General features: G+C 51.4%; 12 protein-coding genes. 8 read left to right on the top strand and 4 right to left on the bottom strand.

The window, feature by feature from the left end:
* Positions 1-657 carry a dihydroxyacetone kinase subunit DhaL gene (gene dhaL, locus PCI15_RS11380; RefSeq protein ID WP_271274457.1) on the top strand — a complete coding sequence of 219 codons (657 nt, stop codon included), beginning with the start codon at positions 1-3 and terminating at the stop codon, positions 655-657.
* Positions 658-669: 12 nt separating this feature from the next.
* Here dhaL and PCI15_RS11375 read toward each other — a convergent pair whose 3' ends face one another.
* Entirely contained in the window at positions 670-1,653 is a 984-nt protein-coding gene (locus PCI15_RS11375; RefSeq protein WP_271274456.1) for a sugar-binding transcriptional regulator, read from the bottom strand.
* 173 nt (positions 1,654-1,826) lie between these two features.
* Positions 1,827-2,777, bottom strand: coding sequence for a hypothetical protein (locus tag PCI15_RS11370; RefSeq protein ID WP_271274455.1), 951 nt, complete (start codon positions 2,775-2,777; stop codon positions 1,827-1,829).
* Between the two features lie 232 nt (positions 2,778-3,009).
* Between PCI15_RS11370 and trmJ the strand changes: the two genes are divergently transcribed.
* The 7 genes from trmJ to PCI15_RS11335 all read left to right on the top strand — a co-directional run bounded on the left by trmJ (position 3,010) and on the right by PCI15_RS11335 (position 10,373).
* Positions 3,010-3,774, top strand: coding sequence for a tRNA (cytosine(32)/uridine(32)-2'-O)-methyltransferase TrmJ (trmJ, locus tag PCI15_RS11365; protein WP_271274454.1), 765 nt, complete (start codon positions 3,010-3,012; stop codon positions 3,772-3,774).
* Complete coding sequence (locus tag PCI15_RS11360) at positions 3,771-4,931, top strand: cupin domain-containing protein (RefSeq protein WP_271274453.1); 1,161 nt, start codon at positions 3,771-3,773, stop codon at positions 4,929-4,931. The genes trmJ and PCI15_RS11360 overlap by 4 nt, the downstream gene beginning before the upstream one ends.
* A gap of 680 nt (positions 4,932-5,611) precedes the next feature.
* Positions 5,612-7,207: an isocitrate lyase gene (locus tag PCI15_RS11355; RefSeq protein ID WP_271274452.1), complete on the top strand. Its 1,596-nt coding sequence runs from the start codon at positions 5,612-5,614 to the stop codon at positions 7,205-7,207.
* A 184-nt stretch (positions 7,208-7,391) separates the two neighbouring features.
* A complete protein-coding gene (locus tag PCI15_RS11350) occupies positions 7,392-7,955 on the top strand; it encodes a hypothetical protein (RefSeq protein ID WP_271274451.1) in 564 nt (187 codons plus the stop codon).
* 224 nt (positions 7,956-8,179) lie between these two features.
* On the top strand, positions 8,180-8,857 hold the full coding sequence (locus PCI15_RS11345; protein ID WP_271274450.1) for a DUF3313 domain-containing protein: 678 nt from the start codon (positions 8,180-8,182) through the stop codon (positions 8,855-8,857).
* Between the two features lie 26 nt (positions 8,858-8,883).
* Positions 8,884-9,231, top strand: a complete 348-nt coding sequence (locus tag PCI15_RS11340) for a DUF3302 domain-containing protein (protein ID WP_271274449.1) — start codon at positions 8,884-8,886, stop codon at positions 9,229-9,231.
* A gap of 2 nt (positions 9,232-9,233) precedes the next feature.
* Complete coding sequence (locus tag PCI15_RS11335; protein WP_271274448.1) at positions 9,234-10,373, top strand: HlyD family secretion protein; 1,140 nt, start codon at positions 9,234-9,236, stop codon at positions 10,371-10,373.
* Positions 10,374-10,602: 229 nt separating this feature from the next.
* Here the strand turns inward: PCI15_RS11335 and PCI15_RS11330 are convergent, their stop codons facing one another.
* Together PCI15_RS11330 and mtnK are read right to left on the bottom strand one after the other, a co-directional pair.
* Positions 10,603-11,391, bottom strand: a complete 789-nt coding sequence (locus tag PCI15_RS11330; protein ID WP_271274447.1) for an autoinducer binding domain-containing protein — start codon at positions 11,389-11,391, stop codon at positions 10,603-10,605.
* A gap of 50 nt (positions 11,392-11,441) precedes the next feature.
* The gene (mtnK, locus tag PCI15_RS11325) at positions 11,442-12,656 is read right to left on the bottom strand and encodes an S-methyl-5-thioribose kinase (RefSeq protein ID WP_271274446.1); all 1,215 of its coding nucleotides are present in this window, start codon (positions 12,654-12,656) and stop codon (positions 11,442-11,444) included.
* Positions 12,657-12,739 lie beyond the last annotated feature (83 nt).

Below are 12,739 nucleotides of genomic sequence, written 5' to 3'. Positions count from 1 at the left end.
ATGCAAAGTCTTACTAATAATTTTGGCGTGGAATGCATGCACGCCATGAGCGAAATTATCATCAGGAATACATCTTATCTTAGTGAAATTGACGGTGCGATTGGCGATGGCGACCACGGCATCAACATGGCGAAAGGTTTTACTCTTTGCCAGACAGCCTTATCAGACCTGCAGGCTGATGCACCACTGGAAAAAACTTTCGCTTTACTGGCGAGTGTATTGATGGGCTCGATTGGCGGATCTATGGGCCCACTGTATGGCAGTCTGTTCTTTGGGATGGCGGCAGCGATCAAAGACCGGCAACAAATAACAAAAGAAGATTTTGCACAGATGCTCAGTGAAGGACTGAAATCGATCCGGGCAATCAGTCAGGCGCAACCGGGTGACAAAACCATGATGGACGTTCTGGTACCGGCCACAAAGAGCTTCGCTGGCAGCATACAGTCAGGAAAAACTTTTGCTGATGCCCTTGAGAAAATGACTGCCGATGCAGAAGCAGGCCGGGACTCAACCCGTGATCTTCAGGCCCGGGTTGGCAGGGCCAGCCGGCTGGGTCAGCGTTCGGTGGGAGTATTGGATGCCGGTGCTGTTTCCTGCTGCATGCTCTTAACAAGCCTGGCTGAAACCTGTCAAAGCCATTTGCGTGAAAACACCTGATAGCCCGACTGCTTAACCTTCCGGTTCCTGAGCAGTTGCATCATCAAGTTTCAAAACAGTCTGGGCATTGGTCGTTGTCGTACACAAAGTATTTATAACACCGGAGCGCAACGCCCCGAGTATCGCAGCCCCCTTGGTATTCTCACTGGCCACGGCTAATACATCCGGAATCCGTGCAAGGTCAGGTCTGCTCAGGCCTATAACCCGCCCATGCAGCTCAAATGCGGCCGGATTACCCTGTATGTCCAGAAAGTCATAGCCCATCATGTCGCCTACGGTGCCAGACAGCCGCGCTGCGGTAATTTCCTGTGGAGAAAACCATCCCATCCGGACAAGATTGCTGTCTTCACTCATGTCGCCAATACCGATCAGGGCAATGTCAGCCCGGCACGCAGTATCCAGGGTTTGTTTAACCGTATCATTGAGCAGCAGGGCTTCGCGTAAATCATTACTGGCGACCAGCGCAGGCGCATAAAGCGTTTCAGACTGACCACCGAACTTTGCCGCCAGCCGTCGGCTAATATGATCAGGGTTCATATGCTGCCCGGCCCGAACTGAACCGCCAATCGCAGAAATAAACAATGCATTTCTGGGTTCAGCGTTCACGGCACCCTCTGCAATGCTACCAACATTACGGCCCATCCCTACAGCCACTATCATCCGGTCCTTAACCGTTTTCGCCAGATAGGCGCCTGCCAGGTCTGCTACCAGCATTCGCTGCATGTCAGGATCGGAATGATCGACGGCTATCATCGCCCGGTCAATGCCGAAGCGCCGTTTCAATTCCTGCTCAAGCTGCTCATGTCTCGCCGGATGATTACGCACCTGAATTTCGACAATGCCCTCATCAATGGCTTTTTTCAGCAAACGGCCAACTTTTACCCGGGAAAGCTGTAAGGTATTGGCGATCTGTTCCTGGGTCTGATTTTCCAGATAATACAGAACAGCAATTTCAGTAATGAGCCCGGTATCACCGGTAACAGATTGTTTAGCCACGTCATTCCTCTTCGCAGAGTGTCAGCCCGGTTTGCCTGTTTTTACAGTGCCTTGCAGCACCTCCTGCAACCCATACTAGCAAGCTTGTGCAGATTTTTTCCAGCAACCTGACACCTTAAAAATACCTGTAAGATCCGGTCCGGGTTTCCGGAAAAGAGAAGAATGACAGGCAATCAGGTCAGTACCGAACGGGGGCCCGGTATAGCATTCGGTGGCGGTGCCAGCGCACTCAGTCGCCGCTCATGGGTTTCCTGTGCCAGCGCCGATACTGCCACAAACAGATCACTGTCATCGTCAAAGCCCCAGGCATGCATCTGTACCAGCATCTGGTTTACCACGGTGTCATATTCAAAATGCACATCCCCCAGGCCACCCATGCCGTTTTTGCCATAATTGATCCGTTCCAGAATCCAGCGTTTCTTGCGCTCTGCTTCGGTTTGCAGCCGCTGAGTATTCTCAGTGCCCGGCTTCCAGGTTCGCAGGGTTTTTGCCACCCGGCCCTGATACTGCATTTCATGGGCCAGCGACTGCTGTTCGTTCATCTGTTCAACACTGGTGGGTGCAGCCTTTAACTGACGCTTCTGCTCCCGGCTCATAAACTTGTTTTCTGTATCTTCGTAATCTTCCACGTCTGCAATGGCTTTCAGGCGGGTCAGGTTACCTTCAAGAATCAGTTTATAATCCTGCCGGTACCAGGCTTTGCGGCGGGCTATAATACTTTCGGCAACCAGTGAAACGGTATGTGCAGGCGCACCGGGCATCGCACCTTTTCCGAATGACATGACGGCCGTATTCGGCCCACTCGGTGCATAATTCACGGTTTCAGACTTATAACACTGGATACACCGCGCATGGGTCAGCTCATGCACAAAGCTGGGCAGATCATCTTTAAAGGTCACATGTGCCCCCACCAGTTGATGACCGCTGTCTTCTGAATAGCCCGTATACCCTTCTGCTGAATATACCGGCACCGTATTCGGGTTATTGGCTGCGGTAAACGTTACCGAATATGCGCTGCTGTTCGCCATCCCGTACAGCTCATCCATTACACGGTACAGAGCACTGCGAAGAGGTGCAGCCTGTTTGATCCGGTCCATTCTCTGAAGCAATGCCTGGGCAGTCATACTATCTCCGTAATAATCGGCCGGTGCGGCCAGGGTAAACTGTTGAAAGTCCGGCATTTTAAGGCTGCACAACGTAAATTCATACAGCTGTATTAATTTTATCTGCCTGCGACAGATCAAAGACTCCGTATCAGCTGCCCTGCACCGATATATTTATCATGCGCAGTGCAATACAATATGCGTCGCCTGACGAACGGGCATTTTGGTGATTTTTCCGGAGATTCATAGCTGTATGCTGGACAACATTCGTATCGTACTGATCAACACTTTTCACCCGGGCAATATCGGGGCCGCCGCCCGTGCCATGAAAAACATGGGCCTCAGCCAGTTGTATCTGGTGGAACCGCGCATCTATCCAAGTGAAGAAGCAGATTCCCGTGCTGCAGGTGCCAAAGACGTGCTTGATCAGGCCACCGTCGTCGATACCCTCGAAGAAGCCATTGCAGACTGCCAACTGGTTATCGGCACCAGTGCCCGCAACCGTTCATTTGATCTGCCAATTTTTGATGCCCGCACCTGCGGCGAAAAAGTTGTGACTGAAGCAGCCAGCGGAAAAGTTGCCATCATCTTCGGCCGGGAAACCATGGGCCTGCACAACCACGAACTGGAACAGTGTAACTATCACGTTTATATTCCGGCCAACCCTGATTACCCGGTACTGAACGTTTCTGCCGCGATTCAGCTGGTATGCTATGAAATCTGGCAAGCCAGCCTGCAGGACAATAAAGAAGAAGCCCCGGCAGAATATCCGCTGCATAAAGAAATGCAGCTGTTTTACGAACACCTGGAATCAGCACTGCGCAAAACCCGCTTTATCATTCCCCAGCATGAAGGCAAGGTGATGAAAAAGCTGATCCGCTACTTTAACCGCAGCCGTCCGGAACAGATTGAACTGAACATGCTGCGCGGTATTTTACGTTCGGTGGATGAAACCGCCGCCCGTGCTGAACAGACTAGCCCGGCTGACAGCAGCCAGGACAACGGAGCAAAGTCATGAGCCAGTCCCCTTTTGGTGATATTTCGATCGAAACCTTTCTTGCCGAATACTGGCAAAAGAAACCGCTGCTGGTACGCGGGGCATACAAAGATTTTATTCAGCCGGTAGATGCTGACGAACTGGCAGGCCTTGCCTGTGAAGAAGACGTAGAAGCCCGCCTTGTCATAACCGCTCCGGATAACGACACATGGGAACTGAAACACGGCCCCTTTAATGAAGACACCTTTGCTGAACTGCCGGACAGCCACTGGACTCTGCTGGTACAAGCAGTCGACAACTGGGTACCGGATGCCTGCGATCTGGTAGAACAGTTTCGCTTTATCCCTAACTGGCGCTATGACGACCTGATGGTCAGCTTTGCCAGCGAAGGCGGTGGTGTCGGTCCACACTATGATAACTATGACGTATTCCTGATCCAGACTCAGGGTGAACGCCGCTGGGAGATTGGCGGACATTTCGATCAGCATTCGCCCCGCCGGGATGATACCCCGGTAATGATCATTCCTGACTGGCATCCGGAACAGACCTGGGTACTGGAACCCGGCGACATGCTCTACGTACCGCCACAGGTTGGCCATAACGGCGTAGCGGTAACGGATGACTGCATGACTTACTCCGTAGGTTTCAGGGCGCCGTCGCAGGCAGAAATCCTGCGTGGCTTTACTGACTATGTCGGTGAGCAGCTGACATCAGAATCCCGCTATGCGGATCCTGAACTCACCGTACAGGAACATCCCGGTGAAATTACCCCGCAAGCTCTGGAAAAAGTACGCAACATCTTTAACGCATTCCTGAATGATGAACAGAAACTGGCCACCTGGTTCGGTGAATACGTCACCGATCCTAAATACCCGGAACTGGATCAGAGCCCGGAAGATAAAATCAACAGCCAGCAACTGGCAGACGCGCTCTCTCAGAGCGAACTGGCATTTGTACGGAACGAAGGCAGCCGGGTATCTTTCACTGAGCAGACCAGCGGTGATGTACTGCTGTTTGTTGATGGTCAGTCATACCCTTGCAAAGGTGGCAGTATCCAGCTGGCTAAACTGCTGTGCCAGACCCCTAACCTGATCATCAACCAGGGAGAATGGTCAGGTGACGCGCTTGAGTTGCTGGTCAGCCTGTACAACCGGGGCTGTATTTATCTGGCGGAATAGCCTTTGTAGTTTTGAATTTTTCGATACACCCGATGTTAAAGCCTGCCTTTGTGCAGGCTTTTTTGTTTGCGCTGCACAGTTGTCAACAATCAGTGTTTCAAAGCGCTCAAAACCCCGAAAAACCACTAAGATTGTCGACAATTTCATTAATAGAAATACCAGTAAATACAGCATAATGGATTTTTAGGCATTAAATAGACTAAAAACTGTCTATTTGTGCTTCAAAACCTGATTTTGATTCAGATCACATTTTTATTTCTGTCGACAGTTATTGCCAAATTTCAAAAATGTAGTAAGAAATTGCTTATAAAATTTTGGAATTAAAAACTAGCTTAATATTCTTGTAATAACAGATAAAAACAGGCTGTTTTGTATTACACCAAAGTCGCTGATCACAAAACAACCAGCACTGAAGCCCTTATTAAACGTGCTTTTATGCCGTCAGGCAGAGGAAAATCCTCTGTAGTTTTTTTACCAACCTTTGTAAATCACTGTTTGTAGTATATTTACAGCTATATTGCTCTGCACAAAAACCCTTTGACCAGGCCTGCTCTCCTCCCCCATAGTGGCGACCTGAATCGAGTGCTAGTCAACGTTTCACCGGTGTTACATGAGAGGCTGTAACATCGGTGGAACGGGGACTTATTCAAACTTTAGCGATAAAAATAGAAGGTTTGGTCATGTCTACATATCAAGAAAACATTAAAGCAGTTGCTGCTGCAAAAGAAGTAGCGGGTAGCCCATGGGATGCTATCAACCCGGAATCAGCAGCGCGTATGCGTGCACAGAACAAATTTAAGACTGGCCTGGACGTTGCTAAATATACTGCGGCTATCATGCGTCGCGACATGGCTGAATTCGACAAAGACAAGACCAAGTACACTCAGTCTCTGGGCTGCTGGCACGGTTTCGTAGGTCAGCAGAAGCTGATCTCTATCAAGAAGCACTTCGGTACGACTGAACGTCGTTACCTGTACCTGTCTGGCTGGATGGTTGCTGCACTGCGTTCTGAGTTCGGTCCTCTGCCGGATCAGTCTATGCACGAGAAAACTTCTGTAGCAAGCCTGGTTAAAGAACTGTACACCTTCCTGCGTCAGGCTGATGCACGTGAACTGGGTGGTCTGTTCCGTGAACTGGACAAGGCACGTGAAGCTGGCGATGCTGCTAAAGAAGCTGAAGTTCAGGCGGCGATCGACAACCACGAAACTCACGTTGTACCAATCGTTGCAGACATCGATGCCGGTTTCGGTAACGCTGAAGCAACTTACCTGATGGCTAAGCAGATGATCGAAGCTGGCGCTTGCTGCCTGCAGATCGAAAACCAGGTTGCTGATGAGAAGCAATGTGGCCACCAGGACGGTAAAGTTACTGTTCCTCACGCTGACTTCCACAACAAGCTGCGTGCACTGCGTTACGCTTTCCTTGAACTGGGTGTTGATGACGGTCTGATCGTTGCACGTACCGACTCTGAAGGTGCTGGCCTGACCAAAGAAATCGCGGTTGTTAAAGAGCCGGGCGACCAGGGTGACGTATACAACTCTTACCTGGACGTTGAAGAAATCGACGTTGCAGACATGAAGCAAGGTGATGTTGTCTTCAACCGTGACGGCAAGCTGGTTCGTCCTAAGCGTCTGCCTTCCGGTCTGTACCAGTTCCGTCAGGGCACTGGCCACGAACGTTGCGTATTCGACTGTATCGAAGCACTGAATGCCGGCGCTGACCTGCTGTGGATCGAAACTGCAGTACCGACTGTCCACGAAATCAAGGGCATGATGGATGACGTACGTAAAGTACACCCGGATGCGAAGCTGGTTTACAACAACTCTCCTTCTTTCAACTGGACGCTGAACTTCCGTCAGCAAGCATACGACGCGATGGTTGAAGCCGGTGAAGACGTATCTGCATACGACCGTGCTAACCTGATGTCTGCGGAATACGACGATTCTGAGCTGTCTGCTACTGCAGATGCCCGCATCAAGACCTTCCAGGCGGATACTGCCCGTGAAGCGAACGTATTCCACCACCTGATCACTCTGCCGACTTACCACACGACTGCACTGTCTGTTGATAACCTGGCGAAAGAGTACTTCGGTGAGCAAGGCATGCTGGGCTACGTTGCTGGCGTACAGCGTAAAGAGATCCGTCAGGGTATCGCATGCGTTAAGCACCAGAACATGGCCGGTTCCGACATGGGCGACGATCACAAAGAATACTACGCTGGTGAGAACGCTCTGAAAGCCGGTGGCGCTAAGAACACTTCTAACCAGTTCGGTTAAGATCTGTTCAGCCAGCCCTTAGCGTTATAAGGGCAAGGTCCATCTTCGGATGAACAGGCGGCACCCTTCCCCGGGGTGCCGCCTTTTTTTCGGCCGGTTAACCAATAGCGCAAAGAAACAGACAGCTTTTTACGGTAAAATTCCAGGCTGCTATTTATTGCAAACTGATTAAGTGATTTTGAATATGACTGATACACCAGCCTTCCTTAAAGATGCACAGGACTTGTTAACCGCACAGGGATTTACCGCCAGCAACATCTGGTATCACGGCACATCATCGGCTCTGGTTGATTCAATCAAACAGCAGGGGCTGAAACGGTCCGGTGACAAAGCACTCAAAGCCGCCGCTAAACAAACCATGGCCACTATCGGTAACAGCTATGCAGAATCGGTTGAGCCGGTATTTTTAACCCAGAGCAAAGAACTGGCTTTCTACTGGGCGCAGCAAACCGTCAGAAACCGCAGCGTCCGCATTGAAGGTGATGAACAGCCGGTTGTTTTCAGCGTCACCCTCAACGATGAGCAGAATGCTAAAGTCCGCCCTGATGTTGGCGCTGCCAGTCTGCTGATGCTTGAAGAGGGTGAAAATTTCATGGCATTCCTGGCCGCCGTGTATGAAGCCAATAACGTCAGCGCACCGGAAATTGATCTGATGAGTGCCGACCGCCTGGAATACCTCAATAAACTGGGTATGGGCTATTACGATGCCGATATCGACCCGGCCAGCGTCGCACTTATCACCGGATAACGTGCCACTGGTATCACAGTATTCAGGGTGATCCGGGTAGGCGGAACACCCTGAACAAGGGCAGATTGTATCTGCCCTTTTTTATGTCAGCTGCCTGCAAATCTTTGCACACCTGCCCCGTTTCCCCATTTACCCATTCCGGTGAAAATACTCTGTAAATCGCTGATCTTATTAAATATTTCCTTCTATACTCAAATGAGTATATATCAATGAGGGAATATTCTATGAAACACATATATGCAGTGCTGTCGGTGCTTCTGTCCGTTGTGCTTCTGTCGGGTTGCCAGGGCAATGCCGTTAAAGGCTCTGGCTTCCTGGGTAACTATAACGGCTTTGAAGACCGCAGCTGGAGCGACGGTGCCAAAGTTTACCTTCCCCCTGGGAGCGAACTCAGTCATCTCAGCAAGTACGACAAAATCATGCTTCTGCCGATTGAAGTCTGGTATTCACAAAACGCTGAATACAAAGGCATTAACCCTCAGGAACTTGCCTATATAACCGCCCGTCTGGAAGAAAAGTTCAGAGCAGAGTTTGAGCCTCAGTACCCGATTGTTGATGTCGCTGCAGAAAATGTACTGGTCGTGCGCATGGCACTGACAGGCCTGCAGAAAAAATCTCCCGAGCGTGGCGCACTGGGTTATATTCCCATTGCCCTGCTGATCAGCGCAGGTCAGAACCTGGCCAACAGCATTCAGGATCAGGAAGAAATCTTTTATGAAGCCAGTCTGGAAGCTGAAGGTTACGACGCCGTCACCGGGGACCGCCTGATAGCCATGGTCGACCGGCGCAGCAGCGATGAAACCACGGTCAGCACCGGCACATCAGATATTAAATCACTGGACGAAACCCTCGACTATTGGGTGAAACGCTTCCGTAAAAACTGGGATCTGGCCCATCAATAACAGCCATATTCAGCAAGGAGAGTGATATGTTTCTGGACTATGCGGCTTTATTTCTGATCTTTTTCGTCGGCATTTTTGTGTTTTATGCGGTGATTGTGATTCATGACATCCCCTACGAAATCGCCGTTCACCGCAACCATCCCCATCAGGATGCCATTCACGTGGCAGGCTGGGTGAGTCTGTTCACGCTGCACATTTTATGGCCCTTTCTCTGGATCTGGTCGACCCTCTACCGGGAAGACCGTGGCTGGGGCTTTAAACACAGTCAGCATCAGGAACAGACAGCGGAACATGCTGATCTGGCCAGCATTCAGCAGCAATTGACAGAGCTTCAGGAACAGCTCAGTCACCTTAAAGACCAACAGGAGCGCTGAATATGGATCTGCTGATTATCCTCATCTATGCGGGATTCTGTGTGCTTGTTTTCAAGCTGTTTAAAATCCCTCTGAATAAGTGGAGCGTACCCACCGCCATACTCGGGGGTATTGCTTTGCTGGGCACGATGATTCTGCTGATGAATTTTAATCACCCCTACGCAAAATTCAGTAAGGAAGTGTACGCCGTCGTGCCTATCGTTGCGCCGGTTAAAGGCATTGTTCAGTCCGTTGAGGTAGCGCCTAACACCGCGGTAAAAAAAGACGATATTCTGTTTACCATCGACCCGAAACCTTACCGGCTTAAAGTCAGTGAGCTTGAAGCGTCGTTAGTAGAAGCACAGCAGGACGCCCGCCAGCTGGGTGCCCAGATGGACTTTGCCAAAGCCAAGGTGGAGCAGGCACTGGCAGAACGGGACCGTACCCGCACTGCCTATAACCGCTACCGCAAAGGCAGTAAAAACAATGCCGCTGCCTTCGCCCGGCAAACCGTGGATGACAGCCGTCAGATGTACCTTGCCGCACAGGCCAGTGCCGATGCCGCCGAAGCAGACCTGCAACGGGTAACGCTGGCATTTGAATCAAATATAAACGGTGTGAACACGGCCGTTATTGAACTGGAGAACAAGCTTGAAGCAGCCCGCTATGATCTGGAACGTACGGTTGTCAGAGCGCCTTCTGACGGCATGGCCACCCAGATTGCACTGAAACCCGGTATCATGGCGGTTCCCCTGCCCCTCAGCCCTGCCATGGTCTTTATTCCTGATCAGGAAAGGGTCTTTGCCGGCAGCTTCTGGCAAAACTCTCTGAGCATGATGAAGCCGGGATTTGAAACAGAAATGATCCTCGACGCCGTGCCCGGACATGTATTTAAAGGAGAGGTGATCAGCGTCTTGCCGGCAATGAGCGAAGGTCAGTATCAGGCATCCGGCCAGTTGTTGTCGGCGAACCAGATCAGCCGTCACGGCCGGGCAATTGCACTGATGAGCGTCAGTGATGAAGATCTGAAAAATTACAATCTGCCCCTTGGCGTACAGGGAAAAATGGTGATCTATTCCGATCAGTTCACCCATGTTGCAGTCATGCGCAAAGTACTGCTGCGCATGCTTGGCTGGTTGAACTACGTCTTCCCGGTTAAATAATCCCTTCAACCGTCCATAAAAAAACGGCGCGCAGAACTCCCTGTTCTGTGCGCCGCCGGTTGCTTCCCTTCCTACGTCCCCGTGCGATCCCCGCCTCCCTGCCTGTTGCAGCGGAACTCTCTCCACGACGTATGCGCTGTATATTACCGGTTTTAACCCGCGGGAACAGTGTGATAATTTTCACATTGTTAGCAGGAAAGAAATGTGCACGGGATTGCACAGAACTGCCTCACAGCAATTCAAGAATCCGGTGAAGCCCGACAATGTACGCCAGCTCAGAGACATTCTTAACGCCCAGCTTACGAAACAGTACCGTGCGAACATTGCCTGCATAACTGGGGCTGATACCCGCCGCAGCCTCGATAGACTTAAGCGGCAGACCGCTAGCCAGAAACCGCAACACCGTGCGTTCTGTGTCGTTCAGTTGTTGTAACAGCGGGAGGTACAACTGTGTCTGAAACTCAGGATTGGCATACATCCGGTCATGAAACAGCCGGAGGATGGTTTTAAGCATCGCCAGCCGCTCATCAAGTAACCGGCCGAATGCTTCGCTGTTGTCTTCACTGACCACACTGCAGCCCGCCAGATGGTGATCATTTTTCAGCAGCGGCACCGATAACCCCTGTGCCATGCCGTAATCGTAACGGGCTACGTCAATGACTTCCTGCTCATCGGAAACCAGCCGCCCTGCCGCCGCTTCCTGCCACCAGTTCACCGTCTGCAGGTCATCATCCATAATGCGCTTAATGGTGAAGTCCTGACTGGCAAAATCCGCTTCCTGATAATGTGTCAGGAAAGCCTCACTGAAGCCTTCGGAGCGGAAAAACAGTGGGCCACGAGCCTCAAGGGGTGCTACTCCGGTGGCGATAGACGTATAGACCAGCCCGGAAAAGCCCAGCGCCTCACTGGTCCTGGCCAGCAGATCGAAACAGCCCTGAACATCGCAGGCAGCCTCAAGCCCGAGGACAAAATCCGCCAGCAAAAGCCTTAAATGAGGGGAAGCTCCGGTGTTATCCATGACTGACTGACCAGAAGGTTCTCATAACACCGGTAACACTTCGGCCAGCTTCAGCGGCAGAAACTCAGTTCAGATACGGCGGCCGTAATTACCGGCATTCCACTGAACTGAGGTGCGTGTTTAATCAGCAGATCGGCAATATCAAGACACATTGCCTGGGCTTCAGCCCGGGCGGCGTCATCTTCGATTTGTTCTACATCCGCCACATGAGCAACCCCCAGCGTGCGCCGGGTCATCTCCACACCGGCAAATCCCAGGCTGTCTGTCAGCAATTCTGCCAGCCAGGCATCCACAACGGCGGCACCCTGCAAACAGGGGTCCTGAGTATGATCAGCCGCCAGACTGCGGAAGCTATCCGCCAGGCTTTGCCAGAGGATATTCAGATCAGTGAGCAGGGTTTGCTGATAAGCATGACGTTCCGCAGGATCACCGCCGGCACGGGCCTGCCCCGCCAGATTCAGCAGATAGTTTGCCAGCAGCACCCCCAGATCAAAGCCTGCCGGGCCCACAAAGGCGAATTCCGGATCGATGATTTTTACTTTGTTTTCCGCGGACGGGTCCACAAACACCGAGCCGGTATGTAAATCACCGTGAAGCAGCACCTGCGCCTGATTCTGGAACTTCATTTTCAGCCGGGCGACGGCCTGCTTCAGTTCATCATCCTGCCACCACTGAGCGGCGCGGGCTGCCAGCGGCGGGTTGACGTTATTGCGTTCGTGGTCGCAGAACGGATCCCAGAAATACACTTCTTCGCTGATCTGACATAAATCCGGGTTAATGAATGCCTGCACCATGGCTTTCTTGGCACTGCTGCTCAGATAAAAGTCTGATGAGTAAAACAGGTTACGGGCTAACAGCTCACCCAGTTCCCGGGCCACTCCCGGCAGCGGTCGGCGTTCGGTGAGAGCTTCACGCATGTTCTGATAATGACCGATATCCGCCATGATGATCGCACAGCTGGCCGCATCATAGTGATACACCTCAGGCACGCTTCCCGGTGAGAACGCCTCACTCTGTTTCAGTGCTTTGGCTTCGATGCGGATCCGGTCCTGAGATAACGGCCAGGCTTCGCCGATAACCCGGATGTATGGCAACGCCTGTTTAACAATCAGGCTGTTACTGCCGTCATCCACCCGGTAGACAAAATTGATATTACCGTCACCAATCTCCGTCACCGTCAGATCAGGGCTATTGTTAAACACAGCGGTGTGGGTCTGTACAAAATTTATGACGTCCTGATCAGTGGAAAACTGCTTAAAACTCATACTTATATGTCCGTTATCCCAAAAAAGTTACTGCATTGTTACAAATCAGTCTGAGAGATGGAACCGCTGTGCGATAGATTCTG

Source organism: Aliamphritea hakodatensis (genome assembly GCF_024347195.1).
In the GTDB taxonomy this organism is placed as follows: domain Bacteria; phylum Pseudomonadota; class Gammaproteobacteria; order Pseudomonadales; family Balneatricaceae; genus Amphritea; species Amphritea hakodatensis.
Note: the sequence above shows the minus strand (reverse complement) of the source record. Positions and strands in the feature narration are given on the sequence as shown.

Excerpts from the sequence above, each read along its gene's own strand:
- dhaL (WP_271274457.1), top strand. The coding sequence starts at position 1 with ATGCAAAGTCTTACTAATAATTTTGGCGTGGAATGCATGCACGCCATG.
- PCI15_RS11370 (WP_271274455.1), bottom strand. The coding sequence starts at position 2,777 with ATGACTGCCCAGGCATTGCTTCAGAGAATGGACCGGATCAAACAGGCT.
- trmJ (WP_271274454.1), top strand. The coding sequence starts at position 3,010 with ATGCTGGACAACATTCGTATCGTACTGATCAACACTTTTCACCCGGGC.
- PCI15_RS11360 (WP_271274453.1), top strand. The coding sequence starts at position 3,771 with ATGAGCCAGTCCCCTTTTGGTGATATTTCGATCGAAACCTTTCTTGCC.
- PCI15_RS11355 (WP_271274452.1), top strand. The coding sequence starts at position 5,612 with ATGTCTACATATCAAGAAAACATTAAAGCAGTTGCTGCTGCAAAAGAA.
- PCI15_RS11350 (WP_271274451.1), top strand. The coding sequence starts at position 7,392 with ATGACTGATACACCAGCCTTCCTTAAAGATGCACAGGACTTGTTAACC.
- PCI15_RS11345 (WP_271274450.1), top strand. The coding sequence starts at position 8,180 with ATGAAACACATATATGCAGTGCTGTCGGTGCTTCTGTCCGTTGTGCTT.
- PCI15_RS11340 (WP_271274449.1), top strand. The coding sequence starts at position 8,884 with ATGTTTCTGGACTATGCGGCTTTATTTCTGATCTTTTTCGTCGGCATT.
- PCI15_RS11335 (WP_271274448.1), top strand. The coding sequence starts at position 9,234 with ATGGATCTGCTGATTATCCTCATCTATGCGGGATTCTGTGTGCTTGTT.
- PCI15_RS11330 (WP_271274447.1), bottom strand. The coding sequence starts at position 11,391 with ATGGATAACACCGGAGCTTCCCCTCATTTAAGGCTTTTGCTGGCGGAT.
- mtnK (WP_271274446.1), bottom strand. The coding sequence starts at position 12,656 with ATGAGTTTTAAGCAGTTTTCCACTGATCAGGACGTCATAAATTTTGTA.